Here is an 18,927-nt window from a genome sequence, read left to right as displayed (position 1 = left end):
AGGCTCTGATGAAGTTATGCATGGCATGGCTGGTTTTTCGTGGGCGGTTTGGTGTTTGATCTTGATATTCCCCTTCATTAGGTAATGATGACTTATAGAAGGCCGGTGTCACAAATTATTTGGGGTGCCTCCTTTTAAACTTAAGCAATAAAGAGGTATGCATGTTCGAGCATTTGCCGGTCTACGCGAGCGATCCAATCCTGGGGATGATGGACGAGTTTGCGCGCGATCCCAGAGCTAATAAAGTCAATCTGAGCATAGGTATCTACTATGACGAACAGGGGCGAGTTCCGCTCCTGTCGTCCATTCAAAATGCCTCGAGCCGTCTGGCTGTCATGCGTCAACCGCGTACGTACCTGCCTATTGAAGGGAACTCGGCGTATCGGAATGCGGTACGCGACCTGTTGTTCGGTGACGACGCAGAAACAGGTGGTCGTCGAATTGCAGTGGTTCAGACTGTAGGCGGTTCTGGGGCTCTGAAGGTTGGCGCAGACTTCCTGAAACGGGCATACGAATCATCGAGCGTTTGGGTCCCGAATCCGACTTGGGATAACCATATTGGCATCTTCCAGGGGGCCGGGTTCGAGGTTCAACGTTACCCCTATTACATCAGCGAAACCCACAGATTTGATTTCGAGGGGGCGAAAGCGACTCTGGATGAACTTCCTGAAAGAAGCATCGTCGTGCTGCATCCTTGCTGTCACAACCCTACGGGTGTCCAACCAGATAGGGCGCAGTGGATGGGGATGCTCGACATAATCCAGGAGCGTGAACTGATTCCGTTTCTGGATATCGCCTACCAGGGATTCGGTGAAAGCCTCGACGACGACGCCTGGCTTATTCGAGAGTGTGCGCGCAGGAAGTTGGAGTTCTTGGTTGCCAGTTCGTTCTCGAAGTCGTTCTCACTGTATGGTGAGAGAGTCGGGGCATTGAGCGTGTTCACGATGGAAGAAAGTTATGAGCAGGTGCTTGGTCAGCTTAAATTGAATATACGACGCAATTATTCAAGCCCACCTTTCTATGGTGCTGCACTGGTAGCGCATGTGCTGAGCGATGCCGTACTGGTGGCTCAATGGCGAGGAGAGTTGAATGCGATGAGAGAGAGAATCATCGCTATGCGGGCGGCATTGGTGAAGGGGCTGGTAGAGCGCGTGCCATCATGCGACTTCAGTTTTCTGGCCAATCAGCAGGGTATGTTCGCCTATACCGGCCTGAGCCCCCAGCAGATTGTCAGGTTGAAGAAAAAACACGCAATTTATGCGGTGGAAAATGGCCGTATCTGTGTGGCGGGGCTGAATTCGGAGAATCTGCCCCTCGTCTGTGATGCCGTCGCTGAAGTAGCGCCATTATATTGATGGTGCCGAGTGCTTTGGCAGGCGATAGAGAACTTAATTAAGTTCCAATGCATGTTGAAAATTATTTGATTTCTACTTGCTGGAGTGAAAGCCGGTTGAGCATTAAACAACGTTTGGTGGTCGCATTCGTCGCTATGGCTAGCGTGCCAGTGCTCGTTATCGCCGCCTGGGCGATATTCGATCAGCGCCAGCAGGCGAAGGAAGTGTTTATTGACAGCAGCAGTCGTGAGATCCGCCAGATTGACAGTGCCATGCAACTGTTTTTTGAAGGGGTCTCTCAGAATGTTTCTTATCTGGCAAGTCTGGAGCCAGTTCGGACTGCGGATGGGAGGCTCAAGTCATATCTGGGTGCGGCGCCGGAACTCTTGCCGACCAGTGATCGCGGACAGCTTCTAGCTGGATTATTCACGGAGTTCGCTCACGCTCATCCGGCGTACGCATTCATTACCTTGGGTTCTTCCGATGGCGGCGTTGCTTTTTGGCCCGACTATCCGCTTAAGAACTATGACCCAAGGGTGCGGCCATGGTACGAGGCCGCCCTGGCCAGTCCTGGAAAGCCTGTACGCACGGATTCCTACGAATGGAAAGAGGGAAATATTGCGTTAGTGGGTACAGTTCAGGCTGTCCTCAATCCAGAAGGAAAGGTCAGCGGTGTCCTGGACATCGATGTGTCGCTTAAGCAACTGACCGACCTGGTACATAAGATAAAAATCGGCAGTACCGGGTATCTAATGCTCCTTGAGCGCAATGGAACAGTATTGGCTGATGCGAGCGCTGCTGAGCATTCGTTCAGGGCCTTGGCAGACCTTGGGAGCGAATACGCTCCGCTGGACAAAGCCTCGGACGGACTTTTCGAACTTGAGCTCGGTGGAAAAGCCTACATGGCCAACGTAGTCAGCTCTTCCAGATTGGGATGGCGTTTCGTTGGGCTGATTGAGAAAGAGGAAGTGATGGCAGGGGCTCGACGTATAGCCTGGCAGCTTGGATTGGTCGCTACTCTGTTGATCATCGGCTTTGCGATAGTGGGGGCGACCCTCGCGCGCCGCATAGTGGAGCCTATCCAGGGGGTGGCCTTGGGACTGGAAGGTATTGCGAGTGGCGAAGGCGATCTGACCCGCTCGCTTCAGTGCGACGGGAATGATGAAACAGCCGTACTTGCTTGCTGGTTCAATACGTTCCTGGAGAAGATCCGCCAGTTTGTCGTGCGCGTCACAGGAGCGTCCGCAGTGCTGAACGAAACGTCCTCGCAAATGATGCAGTTCGCGACGGACATGAACGATGCCGCACAACGACAAAGGGAGTCGCTGGAGTTGGTATCGACGGCATTCAACGAGATGGTGGCAACGGCAAATGAAGTCGCGAAATCCTGCGCTTTGGCGGCCAACTCTGCAGATGTCGGGCATGAGCATGTCGTGGGTGGTCAATGCCAGATCGCCGATGCCGCTGTAAGCGTCGAGCAATTGAGTGTCAGCTTGAGCCAGGCTGCCGAAGCGCTGGAGGCGCTGAAGCGGGACAGTCAGAGTATCAACACCATCCTCGATACCATTCGATCAATCGCGGATCAAACCAACCTTCTAGCGCTCAATGCCGCAATCGAGGCTGCTCGTGCAGGTGAACAAGGACGTGGCTTTTCCGTCGTTGCTGATGAGGTGCGAGCTTTGGCCAGACGTACGGCTGACTCGACGGGACAGATTGGCGATGTCCTGGGAGGGCTGGTCGAGCGGACAAGCCGAGTGACTGGCCAGATGCAGGAGAGCCTCCTGTTATCGCGGGGAAGTGTCGAGAGTATCGAGTCTGCCAAGGCCAGTTTTCAGAGCATCCAAGCCTCAATGGACGATATTCGGGACAAGAATGTACAGATCGCTGCCGCTGCTGAGGAGCAGCATCAAGTGGCAGAGGAGATCAATCGGCACATTGCGCGCATCTTCGATGACGCTTTACAGGTGGTCGATGTTGCTCAGAGGTCGCATTCAGAGTCTCGACAGCTCAGCGATGTGTCGGTGGAACTCCAGGCGTTGATTGGTCGGTATCGGACATAGGTGCGAGCCAAACGCCATGAGCCTTTGCACAAGCAGCCAATTCCGAGAAATTTCGTACCTCCCCGGACAGCCCTGCTGCTCGACGGTGCGCCTCCGCAATTGGCCTGAGGGTGGAGACATTCCCTGCGCCTGGCCGAGCATAGAACCAGGCGAAGACGATGCTGCTTCGATCAGCGGATGTGGGGCGCTCAAGTCATGGGAAGTGGCCGCGTTGCCTCATTGCCTACAGGTAACAGCCTCACCTGAATCCGTGGCGCTGTCGGCGCTCCTTTCGTACCAGCCTGCCACCTGAAAAATCAGGATCCCGTCCGGTTTTTCCGAACAACGGAAACGATGTGTCCTTTTTGTTGTATGTTATTGTATATACATGTATATGTGTTGTAGGTAAACGATGCTTTTCTCGGTTGTTGCTGTGGAGAAATGCACGGGCGCCGTTCGCTGCTAACCCCCCTATTGAGGACCCAGGCATGACCAAATTCCGTGACACCGAAATCCGCGCCCCGCGTGGCAACCAGCTGAACGCCAAAAGCTGGCTGACCGAAGCGCCGCTGCGCATGCTGATGAACAACCTCGACCCCGAGGTCGCGGAAAACCCGAAGGAACTGGTGGTCTACGGCGGCATCGGCCGCGCCGCACGCAACTGGGAGTGCTACGACAAGATCGTCGAGACCCTCAAGGAGCTGAACGAGGACGAGACCCTGCTGGTGCAATCCGGCAAACCGGTCGGCGTGTTCAAGACCCACGCCAACGCCCCGCGCGTACTGATCGCCAACTCCAACCTGGTGCCGCACTGGGCCAACTGGGAACACTTCAACGAGCTGGATGCCAAGGGCCTGGCCATGTACGGCCAGATGACCGCCGGCAGCTGGATCTACATCGGCAGCCAGGGCATCGTCCAGGGCACCTTCGAGACCTTCGTCGAAGCCGGCCGCCAGCACTACAACGGCAACCTGACCGGTCGCTGGGTCCTCACCGCCGGCCTCGGCGGCATGGGCGGTGCCCAGCCGCTGGCCGCGACCCTGGCCGGCGCCTGCTCGCTGAACATCGAATGCCAGCAAAGCCGCATCGACTTCCGCCTGAAGACCCGTTACGTCGACGAGCAGGCCAAGGACCTCGACGACGCCCTGGCGCGCATCGCCAAATACACCGCCGAAGGCAAGGCGATCTCCATCGCCCTGCATGGCAACGCCGCTGAAATCCTGCCGGCACTGGTCCGCCGTGGCGTACGCCCGGACATGGTCACCGACCAGACCAGCGCCCACGACCCGCTCAACGGCTACTTGCCGATTGGCTGGACCTGGGAACAGTACCGCGACCGCGCGCAGACCGAGCCGGCTGCCGTGGTGAAAGCCGCCAAGCAGTCCATGGCCGTGCACGTGCAGGCCATGCTGGACTTCCAGAAGCAAGGCATCCCGACCTTCGACTACGGCAACAACATCCGTCAGATGGCCAAGGAAGAAGGCGTGGCCAATGCCTTCGACTTCCCCGGTTTCGTGCCAGCCTATATCCGCCCGCTGTTCTGCCGTGGCATCGGCCCATTCCGCTGGGCCGTGCTGTCCGGCGACCCGCAGGACATCTACAAGACCGACGCCAAGGTCAAGGAACTGATCCCGGACGACGCCCACCTGCACCGCTGGCTGGACATGGCGCGCGAGCGCATCAGCTTCCAGGGCCTGCCGGCGCGCATCTGCTGGGTCGGCCTGGGCCAACGCGCCAAGCTCGGCCTGGCCTTCAACGAGATGGTCCGCTCCGGCGAGCTGTCGGCACCCATCGTGATCGGCCGCGACCACCTGGATTCCGGCTCGGTCTCCAGCCCGAACCGCGAAACCGAAGCCATGCAGGACGGTTCCGATGCCGTCTCCGACTGGCCGCTGCTCAATGCCCTGTTGAACACCGCCAGCGGCGCCACCTGGGTTTCGCTGCACCACGGCGGCGGCGTGGGGATGGGCTTCTCCCAGCACTCCGGCATGGTGATCGTTTGTGACGGTACCGACGAAGCGGCTGCGCGCATCGCCCGAGTGCTGACCAACGACCCTGGCACCGGCGTGATGCGCCATGCCGACGCCGGATACCAGATCGCCATCGATTGCGCCAAGGAACAAGGCTTGAACCTGCCGATGATCACCGGCAAGCAATAAGGCCGGGGTCCATGTGCGGGGGCGGCTTCAGGTCGTCACCCCGCGCATGGGCCTTGCGCCCACTATGGAGGCGCCGCGCAGGTAACCGTTGGGATGGATGGTGGGGCTGGCGAGCTTGGTGACGTCAGGTCCAGAGTGATTGTCCGGCTCTGCTGTCGCTGTGCGTCAGTAGCTTCAAGTGCTATAGACCTGACATCCAGGTCCGGGTGAGCTTTAAGTTGTACCGTCAGTAACTCGAAAAAGGAGGAACAATTGCATCAAGGCGCCCAGGTGTATGACCTATGGCCTTCTGAAAATAACGTTCTTCTTTTCTTGTGAAGTGCAATGGGCCATTTTAGCCAGGTGTTTATAGCGTCCTCCATTTGAGTCTGATTGTGTAATGTGGAGTCAGACGCCAAGGAAACGCTCTTGATATTGCTTGGGGGTTACGGATAAGTGCTTTTTAAACACATTGCGCATTTGGTCGGCGGTTGCAAAGCCGCACTTGAACGCGATGCTTTTCATCGGAAGGTCACTTTCGCACAGTAACCGCCGCACCTTGTCGATCCTGGCTTTTTCGAGAAACTCTGAGGGGCAGATTCCCACTTCTTTATGGAAGGTCCTCGTAAAGTTTCTAAGACTCATCGAGGCTTGATTGGCCATAAGCGATACGCTGATCTTTTGATCGATATTGTCCAATACCCACTCTTGGACTGCGCGCATGCCCGATGTCTGGGTCATCTGGCTCGTAAGGTTGGCGCTGAACTGGGACTGGCCGCCGGGGCGTTTCAGGAAAATCACAAGGTCCTGAGCCACCTGAAGAGCAAGATCATGACCGAAATCAGACTCGACAAAGGCAAGCGCTAAATCCACCGAAGCGCTGACTCCCGCTGACGTCCAGAGGTTTCCTTCGCGAATGAAGATGGAGTCAATGTCGACCTGGATGCAGGGGTATTTCTGCTGCATGACTTCGGCCATTCTCCAGTGAGTGGTCGCCCGCTTGCCCTCGAGCAGGCCCGCTGCTGCGAGGAAGAATGCCCCTGAGCAGAGGGCCGCAAAGCGATCGACTTTCAATGCGACACGCTTGGACCACTCCACAATTTCCGATTGCTCTTCGACTATTCGTTCTATCTCGTGCGCACCGACCACCATAATCGAATGGGGGAGGGATTCTTCGCTCAGGGTACGACTTGCATCCAGGCACATCAGCGTATCTGAGGGTATCGCCCCTAATCGTGTCGAGACGATTCTAACTTCGTATCCAGGTGCCTTCCCTTGTGCTTCTAAGTGTTTATTTGCATAAGTGAAGACTGTCATGGGGCCAATGGCCTCGAACGACTTGAATTCTGGATAGATCACGATATCGATAGTGCGGCGTGTTGCAGCCTCAGAGCTGAGCATCGTTACATCTCTTAATCTAGTGATTGGCCCAATTTCATGTCAGCTTGGCCGAATTTAACGCTATTTTCGTCAGCGCAACGAGTCCAACTTTTCTATTGTAGGGCAACCTGAATAATACACGGTAGGTACTCGTTACCATGATAAAGTCGCGCGCAGCTGTCGCTTTTGGGCCTAATCAGCCGCTTGAAATCGTTGAAGTCGATGTGCAGCCTCCGAAGGCTGGTGAGGTTCTGGTTCGGATCGTTGCAACCGGCGTTTGCCATACCGATGCCTACACCTTGTCCGGACAGGACTCGGAAGGTGTCTTCCCTTGCATCTTGGGCCATGAGGGCGGTGGAATCGTCGAAGCAGTAGGCGAGGGTGTGACCTCCCTGCAGGTCGGCGATCACGTGATCCCGCTCTATACGGCTGAATGCCGCGAATGCAAGTTCTGCAAATCCGGCAAGACCAACCTCTGCCAGGCTGTACGTGCCACCCAAGGCAAGGGCCTTATGCCCGATGGCACGACTCGTTTCTCCTACAACGGTGAGCCTGTTTACCACTACATGGGCTGTTCGACCTTCTCCGAATACACCGTTCTGCCGGAAATCTCCCTAGCGAAGATTCCGACGGAAGCGCCCCTGGAGAAGGTCTGCCTGCTGGGTTGCGGCGTGACCACCGGCATCGGCGCCGTGCTCAACACCGCCAAAGTGGAGGAAGGCGCCACCGTGGCGATCTTCGGCCTGGGTGGTATTGGCCTGGCGGCGATCATCGGCGCCAAGATGGCCAAGGCTTCGCGAATCATTGCCATCGACATCAACCCGACCAAGTTCGCGATTGCCGAAGAGCTCGGTGCCACCGAGTTCATCAACCCGAAGGAATACGACCGTCCGATCCAGGAAGTCATCGTCGAGCTGACTGATGGCGGCGTCGACTACTCCTTCGAGTGCATTGGCAACGTCCAACTCATGCGCGCTGCCCTCGAGTGCTGCCACAAGGGATGGGGTGAATCCACCATCATCGGTGTCGCCCCGGCCGGCGCCGAGATCACTACTCGTCCGTTCCAGTTGGTCACCGGCCGCGTTTGGCGCGGCAGTGCCTTCGGTGGCGTGAAGGGCCGTACTGAACTGCCCAGCTACGTGGCCAAGTCCGAGAAGGGCGAGATCCCGCTGGACAAGTTCATCACCCACACCATGGGGCTGGAGCAGATCAACGAAGCCTTCGAGCTGATGCACGAAGGCAAGAGCATCCGCTCAGTAGTCCACTTCTAAGTGCACCCCCGGTACTTCACAAGATGTGCCGGTTTCTCCCTATAACAACCCACCTGCGATGGAGACTTTCATGTCGATCTTCACTCATGTAACTGTTGGTACCAATGATCTCGCTAAAGCCCGTAAGTTCTACGACGACGTACTCGGCAAGCTCGGCTTCAAGCGCCTTGCTGACCTAGGCGACAACGGCTCGATCTGGGGCGTAGACAAGCCTTCCTTCTTCGTACTCAAACCGGCCAACGGCCAGCCGGCTAGTGTGGGCAACGGCGTGACCGTCAGCTTTGAAGCGCAGAGTCGGGCCCAAATCAACGCTTTCCACGACGCAGCACTCAGCGCTGGTGGCCAAGACGAAGGCGTAGCGGGCCCCCGTAACTGGGCGCCGAACGCATACGCTGCATATGCTCGTGATCTCGATGGCAACAAGCTTGCTGTCTACTGCTTCAAGGCCGAGTAAGCCGGTTCAAGCGGCGCCCACTGGGCGCCGCCTCCGACGCTCTGTCATGGCTGTGGATGTAAGCCATTTCTTCCTGCCCAGGCTGTCTTCCCCTCACGTCTTGATGATGTCGCCCTACGAGGTCCTGATCCCTTTCTACCAGGGAGTTGCCTTGCTCGGGCTGGCCTAAACGCTCCACGGCGGCATGCGGATGACGGCTGAGTTGCTCGTCCAGTTCATCGACGAGATTGCTGGGGAGCGCGCTAGGTTGGGGGACAATTTGTGTACTCCTCTGAGGGGAGGCAGGCTTGGCTTTACCGACGATATTCCGCCAACCCTATGGCTAGGTGGTGATGAATGGGTTTGGGATACAGCGATCCGGCGATGGTGGAGACGCTGTACGAAACCACGATCCTGCGCCAGTTTTCCGGGCTGAACCTCGAGCGCATTCCCGACGAAATATCATCCTCAACTTCCGTCGCCTGCTGGAAAAGTACGAGTTGGCGGCTGGGATTCTGATGGTGACCAACAACTACTCGCGGTCGGTCCAGGGGAATGGGATGTGATGGAATGCTTTCTCACCATTTATTCCTGACTTTTTCGTGCGCGAAAAAAGTTTCTCGAGCGCAATCTCAGAATGTATTTCTTAATCTTTTCTGCGGTTAGCGCAAAAGGCCCAGTAAAACGAGGGGGGTAATTCTCAATATCTATTCCTCGCAGACAGCTTGTCGCTATCGATTCACTCGGGCACCCCCAATAGGCGTGCATTGATGGCTGTTTGCTCGCGTCCTCGAGTTACCAGCCAGCGATGGAAGTCGCGGCAGTGCTCCTTGCCGAAGGCGCTTTTCGAACCAATGAGAAAGTACGATGTTGGCAGCGGCAGTGCCCGCGGAAACGGCATTATCAGGCGCCCGGCAGCAAGGTCATCAGCAATCATCGAGCATTGCCCCAACACAATGCCCTGGCCATCTATCGCCGCCTGGATGGCAACGTACGCCAGGGAAAAGACTCGGTAGCCATCACGCATTATTGAAGTGACGGGCTCCCGGACTGAAAAAGGTGTTGCCAGTGAAGAGCTGCCTCAAGGGTATTTCGAGGGTCTGGTTTTCGAGCTTTGCGTCAGCAAGGAGCGCCGAATCGGAGAGCCTCCTGCCGATAATTTTGGCAGCAGTATATGGGGTTGGTTTAAATCTGGACGTGGATGCTGAGCTAGGAGCGATTCAAAACGGATCTCACAATGATTTCGGTCAGTTGCTCCACAATTTGTTGGGTTGGTAGGGGCTGGTCACTTTCATCCCACATCGGAATGCTTTCCAACATTCCGATTATTCCGTTTGCTAGAAACTTCAATTCTATATCGTTGTGCAACGTCTCTTTGGTCTCGAATTTAATTATGTGCTTGAGACAGTTGGCATAGTCATTTCTTAGTGCTGAGACCACCTGTCGTTGTTCAAAAGAAAGGTTGCTTCTTTCGCGAAGTATGAGGAGTACTTTCTTTTTTTCGTTAATTTGAAATTCAATGAAAGTTCTGATGAATGCTCGCAGCTTTGTCTTGTTGTCCCTGGCTCGTCTCAGATTGGAGTTGATGGCGCTGACCAAGTCGCTCATGCATTCTTCTATGATTTCAAACAACAGGCTCTGCTTGCTTTCAATGTGGTGGTATAGAGAGCCAGCATGAATGCCAAGGTGCGCAGCCAGATCGCGCAAACTTGTCGATTGGTAGCCATTGTCGATGAATAGATCCAGCGCTGCTTTACGCAGGCGATCTGGCGTATTGGATCGATCGTGTGAGTTCTGGATATGGTTCATGGCTTTTTACGCTATTTGCAGTTGAGCCGGTGAAGTACTAAAGGTGAAAGTGCATGCGCTCAATTGAAGTGCCGGATGCCCAGAGGGCTTTTGAGCGGGATCGATGAAGTTTGTCCAGCTTCTCTTCTTGAGTGCGCAATAGCCTCCCGCTCAGGACTCATTGGGGCGTGCCGGGTGATGGGGCCGTGAACCTGGGCAGGGTTTGCCGCCCCGGAACGGGGCGGCGTTGAGGTGATTCACCGGTTGCCTGATTTCGATCGCAGCCCCCTAGCGATGTCCCTGGGAGAGGGCATCGCCGGGGGAAACCAGGTGTGTTGGCGCGCCGCGAAAGCCGTGACGGGCCAGGGGGTAGTAGACGAGCGCGGGAATGATCAGCCCCACTAGCCACGAGATGTCGGTTTCACCCAGGTGCGCCACCAGCGGGCCGGTATAGAAACCGGTCGCGATGAACGGCATCTGGACGATCACGCCGAACACGTAGACGCCAACGCCGATCCAGTTCCAGCGACCATAACGACCATCAGGGTCCGACAGCGCTGGAATGTCATAGCGTTCCTTGGTGATGAAGTAATAGTCGACCAGGTTGATGGCACTCCAAGGCGTGAAGAAGGCCAGCAGGAAGAGTAGAAACGACTTGAACGCGCTGAGAAACGAGTGCTGGCCGATTAGCGCCAGGGCTGTGGATATCCCGACGATGCACAGCACGAAGAGCAAGCGCTGGACATGGGAGATGGTCAGGTTGCCGCGGAAGCCACTGATGATGGTGGCGAGGCACATGAAGCTGCCATAGGCGTTCAAGGTGGAGATGGTCACCTTGCCGAAAACCACGCTGAAGAACAGCAGGCCAGCCATCACGCCACTGGCGCCCAGACCGACGATGTAGGCCACTTCATGGCCGGAGAATTCCTTGCCGGCCAGCGCGGCGGCGAAGACGCCGAGCACCATCGAAGTCTGGGAGCCGATGATTGAGCCCAGGCCTACGGCGAGGAAGGTCTTGAACGGCGAAGTGTTGCTCGGCAGATAGCGCGAGTAGTCCGCAACATAGGGCCCGAAGGCGATTTGCCAGGATGCCGATAGGGACACGGCCAGGAGGAAGGTGCTCCAGCTGAAGTGCCGGTTATCCAGCAGGGTACCGATGTCGTTGACCGAGAGCAGGCGCACGAACAGGTAGGCGAAGGCTACGATGCCGAGGATGCTGGCAGCGCGGCCTAGCAGGTGGATCACTCGATATCCGCACACCGTTAGCACGACGATCACGCCGGCGAAGATGAGGATGCCTGCCGTATCACTGACGTTGGCCATCTGTCCGATCGCCTGGCCGGCGAGCACAGTGCCGGTGGCGTTGAAGCCGATGTACATGAGGCAAACCAGCACTAGGGGTATCACCGCGCCGAGCACACCGAACTGCACTCGACTCGAGATCATCTGCGGCAGGCCGAGTTTCGGCCCTTGTGCGCCGTGCAGGGCCATGACGATACCGCCGAATACCTGGCCGATCAGCAGGCCAATCAGGGACCAGAACACATCGCCGCCCAGCACCACCGCCAAGGCCCCTGTCACGATCGCGGTGATTTGCAGGTTGGCGCCGAACCACAGGGTGAACTGACTGAATAACCGACCGTGACGCTCACGTTCGGGGATGTAGTCAATGGAGCGAGTTTCTATAAGGGACTTACCAGCCATGAGGTTCTCCTCGTGCGGCGCCATTGTTCATGGCGCCAGTATTGTTGTTATGCACAGCTATTCCCTACAGACCTGGACGACACGAGCCGCCCAGGTTGCCTCCGCTTACTTGCGGGCGGCGTCCAGTACGGCGCGAGAGATAATGATTTTCTGGACCTCGGAGGTGCCTTCGAAAATTCGCAGGATGCGGGCATCGCGAACGAAGCGCTCCAGCGGCAGGTCACGGATGTAGCCGTAGCCGCCGTGCAGTTGGAGTGCGGCGTCGGTGATGAAACCGGCTGCTTCGGCCGCGAAGAGTTTGGCGGTGGCCGATTCGAGGCTGAAGCGCTCCCCGCTGTCGCGGCGTGCTGCCGCCTGCATCGTGAGCAGGCGCGCAGCTTCGAGCTGGGTGTACATGTCGGCCAGGCGCCATTGGGTGCCCTGGTAGGCCGACAACGGTTTGGGACCGATCTGACGCTCGTCGACCCACTTGAGGCTGTACTCCATGGCCGCGCGGGCGATGCCCAGGGACATGGCTGCAACCTCGACCCGGCCGCGGTCCAGAACCTCCATGGCAGTGCGGAAGCCTTGCCCCTCATCGCCCAGCAGGGCCGACTCTGGCAGCCAGCAATCCAGCGCCAGTTCATAGATGGTGCTGGCGCGCAGACCCATGGTCTTCTCTGGGTTGGAGAAGGTCACGCCCTCGGTCCCTCTCGGGATCATGAAGGCGCTGATGCCACGGTGCCCGGCATCGGCGTCGGTCTTGGCGTACAGGACGATGAAGTCGGCTTCGCGAGCGTTGGTGATGTAGTGCTTACTACCGCGAATGCGCCAGCCGTTGTTCTCGCGCACTGCGCGGGTACGCATGTCGGCGGGGTTGGAACCTGCGGCCGGTTCGGTGAGGCCGAAGGCGCCCAGCAGCTCGCCGGCGGCGGCGCGTGGCAGCCATTCCTGGCGTTGCGCTTCGGTGCCGCCGATGAGGATGGAGTCGGTGGCGAGGAAATGCGCGGTGAGGGCCGATGCTGTAGAGGCGCAAGCCGCCGCGACTGCTTCGACTACCCGGCTCATCGCCAGGCTGCCAACGCCAAAACCACCGTAGGTCTCGGGCAGGTTGATGCCCATGAAGCCCAGATCACCCAAGGCTTTCAGGCTGTCCCCGCAGAACGCTTCGGCTTCGTCATAGCGTTGGGCGTTAGCCTGGAGCACGTCGCGCGAGACGCGCTCGGCGGACTCGACGACGGCCAGTTCAGTAGAATCAAGCTCAAAGTTCATGGGTGTCTCCGTGATGGTTCAGGCCAAAAAGGGAATTCGCCTCGCCAAGACGAGGGGCACGCAACGCGGCATTGGGCTTGGTGCCGTTGAAGAAGACCGGTTGGGGCACGAGCGGTGGACGGTCGTCGCTGGGTTGGACGAGTAACTGGCGGGATTTGGCCTGTTCGCAACCCGTTGCTTGCGCGAGGTTCCAGACGGGGGAAGAGGGCACCCCGGCGTCCAGCAGCAGATCGCAGATGTGCTCGACGGAGCGGGAACTGGTCCAATCCTCGATTTCCGCACGCAACGAGCATTCGTTGACAGTGCGTGAGGTGTCGTCGGCGAAACGAGGGTCATCCGCCAGTTCGGCGCGCTCCATGCTTTCGCAGAAACGGCGGAACAGCTTGTCGCTTGCAACGGCGATCACGACCAGGCCATCGGCGGCCTTGTAGGTGTCGAACGGGGTCGAGACCGGGTGACGATTACCCACCAGGCCGGGGGCGGTGCCCTTGGCGAACAGGTTGGAGAGACCGGTCATCTGCAGGCTGACCAGTACATCGAACATGGCAACGTCGATGTACTGGGCTCCTTCGCCCTGGCGTTCGCGGGCAAAGAGCGCCGAGCTGATCGCCCAGGCGGCATAGACACCGGCGCACAGATCGCCCAGAGCTTCGCCACTGCGGGTCGGGCCGGTTTCCGGGAAGCCGGTCACGCTCATCAGCCCGGACATGGCCTGGGCGACGATGTCATAGGCGGGCCGTTTGGACAGCGGCCCATTCTGGCCGAAACCGGAAATGCTGGCGTAGATTAGCTTCGGGTTGTGTGCTTTCAGGGACTCGAAATCGATACCCAGGCGCTGGGTCACTCCAGGGCGGAAGTTCTCGACGACCACGTCGGCGTCTGCCACCAGTTGATAGAAGCGCTCCAGATCGGCTGGTGCCTTGAAGTCCAGCTCCACACTGCGCTTACCGCGATTGATCAGGCCGAAGTAAACGCTCTCGCCATCGTCGCCGAAGGGGCCCAGGTGGCGACTGTCGTCGCCATGCCCGGGAACCTCGAACTTGACGACCTCCGCGCCCAGGTCGGCCAGCATCGCAGTGCAATGCGGGCCAGCCAGTACACGGCTGAGGTCGAGCACTCGAACCCCGCGCAATGGCTGCGCGGCGGATTTGTTGTTTGGGTTTGTCATGGTGTCAGGTCTCAGCGCTTGCCGGTGATCATCGGCAGGTTCAGGCCTTGTTCCTTGGCGCAATCGATGGCGATCTGGTATCCGGCGTCGGCATGGCGCATCACGCCGGTGCCAGGGTCGTTGGTCAGCACGTTGGCGATGCGCGCAGCCGCTTCGTCGGTACCGTCACAAACGATCACCATGCCGGAGTGCTGGGAGAAACCCATCCCCACGCCGCCGCCGTGGTGCAGCGAGACCCAGGTGGCGCCGCTGGCGGTGTTCAACAGGGCATTGAGCAGCGGCCAGTCGGAGACAGCATCGGAACCGTCCTGCATGGCTTCGGTTTCGCGGTTGGGGCTGGAGACCGAGCCGGAATCCAGGTGGTCGCGGCCGATCACGATGGGTGCCGACAGCTCGCCGGAGCGGACCATCTCGTTGAAGGCCAGGCCGAGCTTGGCGCGTTGGCCCAGGCCGACCCAGCAGATGCGCGCCGGCAGGCCCTGGAAGCTGATGCGCTCGCGCGCCATGTCCAGCCAGCGGTGCAGGTGGGCGTCGTCCGGGATCAGTTCCTTGACCTTGGCGTCGGTCTTGTAGATGTCCTGCGGGTCGCCGGACAGCACGGCCCAGCGGAATGGGCCGATGCCACGGCAGAACAGCGGGCGGATATAGGCTGGCACGAAACCGGGGAAGTCGAAGGCATTGGCCACGCCTTCTTCCTTGGCCATCTGACGGATGTTGTTGCCGTAGTCGAAGGTCGGGATGCCTTGCTTCTGGAAGTCCAGCATGGCCTGCACGTGCACGGCCATGGACTGCTTGGCGGCTTTCACCACGGCAGCCGGCTCGGTCTGCGCGCGGTCGCGGTACTGTTCCCAGGTCCAGCCAATCGGCAAGTAGCCGTTGAGCGGGTCGTGGGCGCTGGTCTGGTCGGTGACCATGTCCGGGCGTACGCCACGGCGGACCAGTGCCGGCAGGATTTCAGCGGCGTTGCCATGCAGGGCGATGGAGATCGCCTTGCCTTCGGCGGTGTATTTGGCGATGCGCGCCAGGGCGTCGTCGAGGTCCTTGGCCTGCTCGTCGACGTAACGGGTCTTCAGGCGGAAGTCGATGCGGCTTTGCTGGCATTCGATGTTCAGCGAGCAGGCGCCGGCCAGGGTCGCGGCCAGCGGCTGGGCACCGCCCATGCCGCCGAGGCCGGCGGTGAGGACCCAGCGACCGGTCAGGTTGCCGTTGTAGTGCTGGCGGCCGGCTTCGACGAAGGTCTCGAAGGTGCCCTGGACGATGCCCTGGCTGCCGATGTAGATCCAGCTGCCGGCGGTCATCTGGCCGTACATGGCCAGGCCCTTGGCATCCAGCTCGTTGAAGTGTTCCCAGTTGGCCCAGTGCGGCACCAGGTTGGAGTTGGCGATCAGTACGCGCGGGGCGTTGGCGTGGGTCTTGAACACGCCGACCGGTTTGCCGGATTGCACCAGCAGGGTCTCGTCCTCGTTCAGCTCCTTGAGGGTCTCGACGATCTTGTCGTAGCACTCCCAGTTGCGTGCGGCGCGGCCGATGCCGCCGTAGACCACCAGTTCCTTCGGGTTTTCCGCGACCTCGGGGTCGAGGTTGTTCATCAGCATGCGCAGCGGCGCTTCGGTCAGCCAGCTTTTGGCGTTCAGCTGGTTGCCACGCGGGGCGCGGATTTCGACATCACGGAAACGGGTTGGCTTGTTCAAGGTGGACTCCTTCATGCGATCACTGCGGCAAGGGCGTGGGCTCAAGCTGCTCACTGACTTACCGGAAGCTGGGGTTGTTGTTCCGGGAACTCATGTCGACAACGTCCGGTCGGGCTTCCAGTCAGCTCGCCTCGGTATGTCATGTCTTATACAGATAACCATATATCAACCTGTATAGACAAGTAGAGGCAAAAAAAGAGCCAACCCCTCAGCAATGCGCTGCCAAGAGTTCCGCTATGAGGGGTAAATCCACGTAATTTCAAGTGGTTGCGAATAGAAAAAACAGGCGCTGGAGAGCGCGCCTTTCAAGGCAGGCTAGGGCGACGAGGGAAATGGGATCGAAAAAAAGTAACAGTCTTGTGCGTTGAGTAACGCGCCGGTAACAGGTTGGTGAGGACAAGCACGCTGTCGACGGCGGGGCTACCGGCTCATGGTTCAGGTGCCCTGATCCAAGGGCGCCCACGGACTGTTACTGGCCGAAGCGGCCTTCAAGGCGATAGCGCGAACCTGGGTATACCAGCCGTGCGCTGCCGACTTGACCTTTAGCTGACCAGCTGCGTCGGCGAATCAGCAGGCACGGCTCATTGCGCTTGATCCGCAGCAGTTTGCATTCGGCGGGCGTGGCATGGATCGCCTCCACCACATGCTCGCCTTCGGTCAGCGGAGCAAGCTGGACCAGGTAGGCATAAGGGGTAATACGGGTGAAGTCCTGCTGCAGATACTGGGGCGCGATTGCGGCGTTGACGAACCGCTCCTCGATCTGCACGGGGATTTCATTCTCGTAGTGCACAACCAGCGAATGGAAGATCTGCTTAACGCCTTCCAGAGTGAACGGCATCGCCGGCTGCGAGTTTTCCGGCAAGGCTTCGAGCAGTATCACCTGGCAACGATGCGTGTGGCCTCGGGCGGCAATCTCTTCAGCGATGTTGTGGATTTCGAAAAGTGCTGCGTGGCCTTTCGGTTCTGCGACGAAGGTACCCACTCCTTGCAGGCGTACTAGCACGCCTTCGATGGTCAGCTCGCGCAGGGCCCGGTTGATGGTCATCCGACTCACCCCGAGCAGATTGAGCAACTCGCTCTCGGAAGGCAGCTTGGAGTTGGGGCCCCAGACGCCGGTCCGGATCTGCTGCAGGATGATCTCCTTGACTCTTGCATACAGAGGGGACGGACTTTCAAGGGCAAAGGCGGCCAGGGATGAGTGGTCGTCGGCAGAGTGGGACACAAGGATTCCTAACGAAGCTAGCAGGGTGAGACAGCCGCCAGTTTAACCCCCCCGATCAACACGCGCCTACCCATCCGCGTAGGGATCATCACCAGCGAACAGGAAGGTCTGGGTGAGGTAGTAGCGATCAGCGTCTGCCTTGTGGAAGCCACGTGCGATTGTCCGAGGGCGGCTGACTTGTTTAGAGATTCCGCAGGCCCCCCATTCAGCGGTTGGGGCGCGCTTTGTTTAGTACTATCCCGCTGATCTATCCGGAGGTCAGCAACAACGCGTTGCAGTTGCCCGGGCTTTGGCGATGAAACCTCAGGTCATGTTTTTCGATGAGCCAACTTCGGCACTGGCCCCTGAGTTGGTGGGGAGGTGCTCAAGGTGATGCGCTCTCTGGCGGAGGAGGGCCGCACCATGTTGGTTGTCACCCCTGAGATGGGATATGCCCGGCAGGTTTCCAATCGAGTGATCTTTATGCAGGACGGACGCCTCGATGCCCAAAGTACTCCCGCGGAGTTGTTCGAAGGCTTGCCCACCGAGCGTTTTCGTCAATTCGCGTCTAGACATCAGATGAGCAGCGCGAAATGAGCGGAATCTCCCCTTCATCTGGCATTTCCTTCAACCATGACTCCGCGCAGGCAACCTGTTTGAATCGAGTGAGTCGCCCTGGCATCCCAATCAGTTGCGGACTGCACGGGAGGCAACAGCTGCTGCTGCCGGCGCAGCAGAACGCCCGTGAATGGTAGTGACTCAACGCTCGAGGGGGAGAAAGTCAAGACCTCGGTGTCGTCAGGCAGAACTACTCTTGTGCCTGCTCCGCCTGAATTTCTTGCAGGTCCAGGTAGCGGTTGCCGATGCGCGAATGCACGCGTCCTCCATTGGCCGCGCCGAGGACAACGACAATCTCGTTTGCCCGGGGCGCATCTTCTATCTGCATTTCCAGGGTCAGGTAGTGCGAGCGAAGGCCTTCGTCATCCTTGTGCATCATTGGGATCTGGATCGACGTCCCAGCGCCGCCGCGCTTGTTGGTGAAAACCAGATAGCTTTTGGCATCGACAGCTTCACGATAGTGATTGCCGAAGCGTAGGGTATGGATCACCGCCGAGGCATGTTCGATTTCGCCCTCTTCGCCGACTACTGCGGCTTTTCCATAAGCCTCAATCCGGCCAGCACCACCGATGGCAGCGCAGAGACGCTCGACCATCAGGGCGCCGAGTTCGGAGCAGTGTGCCCTGACTTCAGGTTTGAGGTCCTCGACGAATCCTCTTCCATGCCATGGATTGCGGAGCACCACAGCCACGCCAGTCATGGTTACCGGCTTTGCAGCAGCCTTGCCACCTTCAATGAAGGTCTCTTCGATACAGGTGACGATTTTGCGAATTTCGAAGCTCATGGGATTCTCTAGATGAAGGTGTTTAGGGATTCCGTAATACGGTATGCCATTCCATATTGCCGCATAGCGGGTGCGCAAAAAATGATCAGATAGCATCGTTTTATGCGTATCAGCGGTCCTCGGATGC

The 18,927-nt window shown here is 58.4% G+C and carries 13 protein-coding genes and 2 pseudogenes; 7 read left to right on the top strand and 8 right to left on the bottom strand.

The features are described 5' to 3' along the window. Positions 1-161: 161 nt before the first annotated feature. The 3 genes from OXH74_RS04885 to hutU (OXH74_RS04875) all read left to right on the top strand — a co-directional run bounded on the left by OXH74_RS04885 (position 162) and on the right by hutU (OXH74_RS04875) (position 5,532). Positions 162-1,355 carry an aromatic amino acid transaminase gene (locus OXH74_RS04885; protein ID WP_375740292.1) on the top strand — a complete coding sequence of 398 codons (1,194 nt, stop codon included), beginning with the start codon at positions 162-164 and terminating at the stop codon, positions 1,353-1,355. Positions 1,356-1,450: 95 nt separating this feature from the next. Beyond that, entirely contained in the window at positions 1,451-3,394 is a 1,944-nt protein-coding gene (locus OXH74_RS04880) for a methyl-accepting chemotaxis protein (RefSeq protein WP_375741562.1), read from the top strand. 467 nt (positions 3,395-3,861) lie between these two features. Beyond that, positions 3,862-5,532, top strand: coding sequence for a urocanate hydratase (gene hutU / locus OXH74_RS04875; protein ID WP_375740291.1), 1,671 nt, complete (start codon positions 3,862-3,864; stop codon positions 5,530-5,532). Positions 5,533-5,919: 387 nt separating this feature from the next. On the opposite strand, the gene OXH74_RS04870 is transcribed toward hutU (OXH74_RS04875), so the two are convergent. After that, entirely contained in the window at positions 5,920-6,912 is a 993-nt protein-coding gene (locus OXH74_RS04870) for a GlxA family transcriptional regulator (RefSeq protein WP_375740290.1), read from the bottom strand. 137 nt (positions 6,913-7,049) lie between these two features. On the opposite strand from OXH74_RS04870, the gene OXH74_RS04865 reads away from it, so the two are divergent. The 3 genes and pseudogenes from OXH74_RS04865 to OXH74_RS04855 form a co-directional block, all read left to right on the top strand. Beyond that, complete coding sequence (locus OXH74_RS04865) at positions 7,050-8,162, top strand: S-(hydroxymethyl)glutathione dehydrogenase/class III alcohol dehydrogenase (RefSeq protein ID WP_375740289.1); 1,113 nt, start codon at positions 7,050-7,052, stop codon at positions 8,160-8,162. A gap of 70 nt (positions 8,163-8,232) precedes the next feature. Next, on the top strand, positions 8,233-8,616 hold the full coding sequence (locus OXH74_RS04860; RefSeq protein ID WP_375740288.1) for a VOC family protein: 384 nt from the start codon (positions 8,233-8,235) through the stop codon (positions 8,614-8,616). A 345-nt stretch (positions 8,617-8,961) separates the two neighbouring features. Continuing rightward, positions 8,962-9,131 (top strand): annotated as a pseudogene (locus OXH74_RS04855) (transposase); the annotation flags it as partial. Between the two features lie 673 nt (positions 9,132-9,804). Here OXH74_RS04855 and OXH74_RS04850 read toward each other — a convergent pair. The 6 genes from OXH74_RS04850 to hutC form a co-directional block, all read right to left on the bottom strand. Next, a complete protein-coding gene (locus OXH74_RS04850; RefSeq protein ID WP_375740287.1) occupies positions 9,805-10,404 on the bottom strand; it encodes a TetR/AcrR family transcriptional regulator in 600 nt (199 codons plus the stop codon). A gap of 267 nt (positions 10,405-10,671) precedes the next feature. Continuing rightward, positions 10,672-12,087 (bottom strand): purine-cytosine permease family protein, encoded by a 1,416-nt coding sequence (locus tag OXH74_RS04845; protein WP_375740286.1) that lies wholly within the window; start codon positions 12,085-12,087, stop codon positions 10,672-10,674. A 105-nt stretch (positions 12,088-12,192) separates the two neighbouring features. Next, the gene (locus OXH74_RS04840) at positions 12,193-13,338 is read right to left on the bottom strand and encodes an acyl-CoA dehydrogenase family protein (RefSeq protein ID WP_375740285.1); all 1,146 of its coding nucleotides are present in this window, start codon (positions 13,336-13,338) and stop codon (positions 12,193-12,195) included. Continuing rightward, a complete protein-coding gene (locus OXH74_RS04835; RefSeq protein WP_375740284.1) occupies positions 13,328-14,506 on the bottom strand; it encodes a CaiB/BaiF CoA transferase family protein in 1,179 nt (392 codons plus the stop codon). The genes OXH74_RS04840 and OXH74_RS04835 overlap by 11 nt, the downstream gene beginning before the upstream one ends. Before the next feature lie 11 nt (positions 14,507-14,517). Continuing rightward, positions 14,518-16,212 carry a urocanate hydratase gene (gene hutU, locus OXH74_RS04830; RefSeq protein WP_375740283.1) on the bottom strand — a complete coding sequence of 565 codons (1,695 nt, stop codon included), beginning with the start codon at positions 16,210-16,212 and terminating at the stop codon, positions 14,518-14,520. Between the two features lie 454 nt (positions 16,213-16,666). Then, positions 16,667-17,419: a histidine utilization repressor gene (gene hutC / locus OXH74_RS04825; protein WP_215371182.1), complete on the bottom strand. Its 753-nt coding sequence runs from the start codon at positions 17,417-17,419 to the stop codon at positions 16,667-16,669. Positions 17,420-17,654: 235 nt separating this feature from the next. Between hutC and OXH74_RS04820 the strand changes: the two are divergent. Next, a pseudogene (locus OXH74_RS04820) lies at positions 17,655-17,995 on the top strand (ATP-binding cassette domain-containing protein); the annotation flags it as partial. A 211-nt stretch (positions 17,996-18,206) separates the two neighbouring features. On the opposite strand, the gene OXH74_RS04815 reads toward OXH74_RS04820, so the two are convergent. Then, a complete protein-coding gene (locus tag OXH74_RS04815; protein WP_375741561.1) occupies positions 18,207-18,800 on the bottom strand; it encodes an amino acid synthesis family protein in 594 nt (197 codons plus the stop codon). Positions 18,801-18,927: the final 127 nt, after the last annotated feature.

Source organism: Metapseudomonas boanensis, from assembly GCF_042232855.1.
Classification (GTDB): Bacteria; Pseudomonadota; Gammaproteobacteria; order Pseudomonadales; family Pseudomonadaceae; genus Metapseudomonas; species Metapseudomonas boanensis.
Note: the sequence above shows the minus strand (reverse complement) of the source record. Positions and strands in the feature narration are given on the sequence as shown.

Bases quoted from the DNA above. Each gene is read 5' to 3' on its own strand.
- OXH74_RS04885 (WP_375740292.1), top strand. From the start codon at position 162: ATGTTCGAGCATTTGCCGGTCTACGCGAGCGATCCAATCCTGGGGATG.
- hutU (WP_375740291.1), top strand. From the start codon at position 3,862: ATGACCAAATTCCGTGACACCGAAATCCGCGCCCCGCGTGGCAACCAG.
- OXH74_RS04870 (WP_375740290.1), bottom strand. From the start codon at position 6,912: ATGCTCAGCTCTGAGGCTGCAACACGCCGCACTATCGATATCGTGATC.
- OXH74_RS04865 (WP_375740289.1), top strand. From the start codon at position 7,050: ATGATAAAGTCGCGCGCAGCTGTCGCTTTTGGGCCTAATCAGCCGCTT.
- OXH74_RS04860 (WP_375740288.1), top strand. From the start codon at position 8,233: ATGTCGATCTTCACTCATGTAACTGTTGGTACCAATGATCTCGCTAAA.
- OXH74_RS04850 (WP_375740287.1), bottom strand. From the start codon at position 10,404: ATGAACCATATCCAGAACTCACACGATCGATCCAATACGCCAGATCGC.
- OXH74_RS04845 (WP_375740286.1), bottom strand. From the start codon at position 12,087: ATGGCTGGTAAGTCCCTTATAGAAACTCGCTCCATTGACTACATCCCC.
- OXH74_RS04840 (WP_375740285.1), bottom strand. From the start codon at position 13,338: ATGAACTTTGAGCTTGATTCTACTGAACTGGCCGTCGTCGAGTCCGCC.
- OXH74_RS04835 (WP_375740284.1), bottom strand. From the start codon at position 14,506: ATGACAAACCCAAACAACAAATCCGCCGCGCAGCCATTGCGCGGGGTT.
- hutU (WP_375740283.1), bottom strand. From the start codon at position 16,212: ATGAAGGAGTCCACCTTGAACAAGCCAACCCGTTTCCGTGATGTCGAA.
- OXH74_RS04815 (WP_375741561.1), bottom strand. From the start codon at position 18,800: ATGAGCTTCGAAATTCGCAAAATCGTCACCTGTATCGAAGAGACCTTC.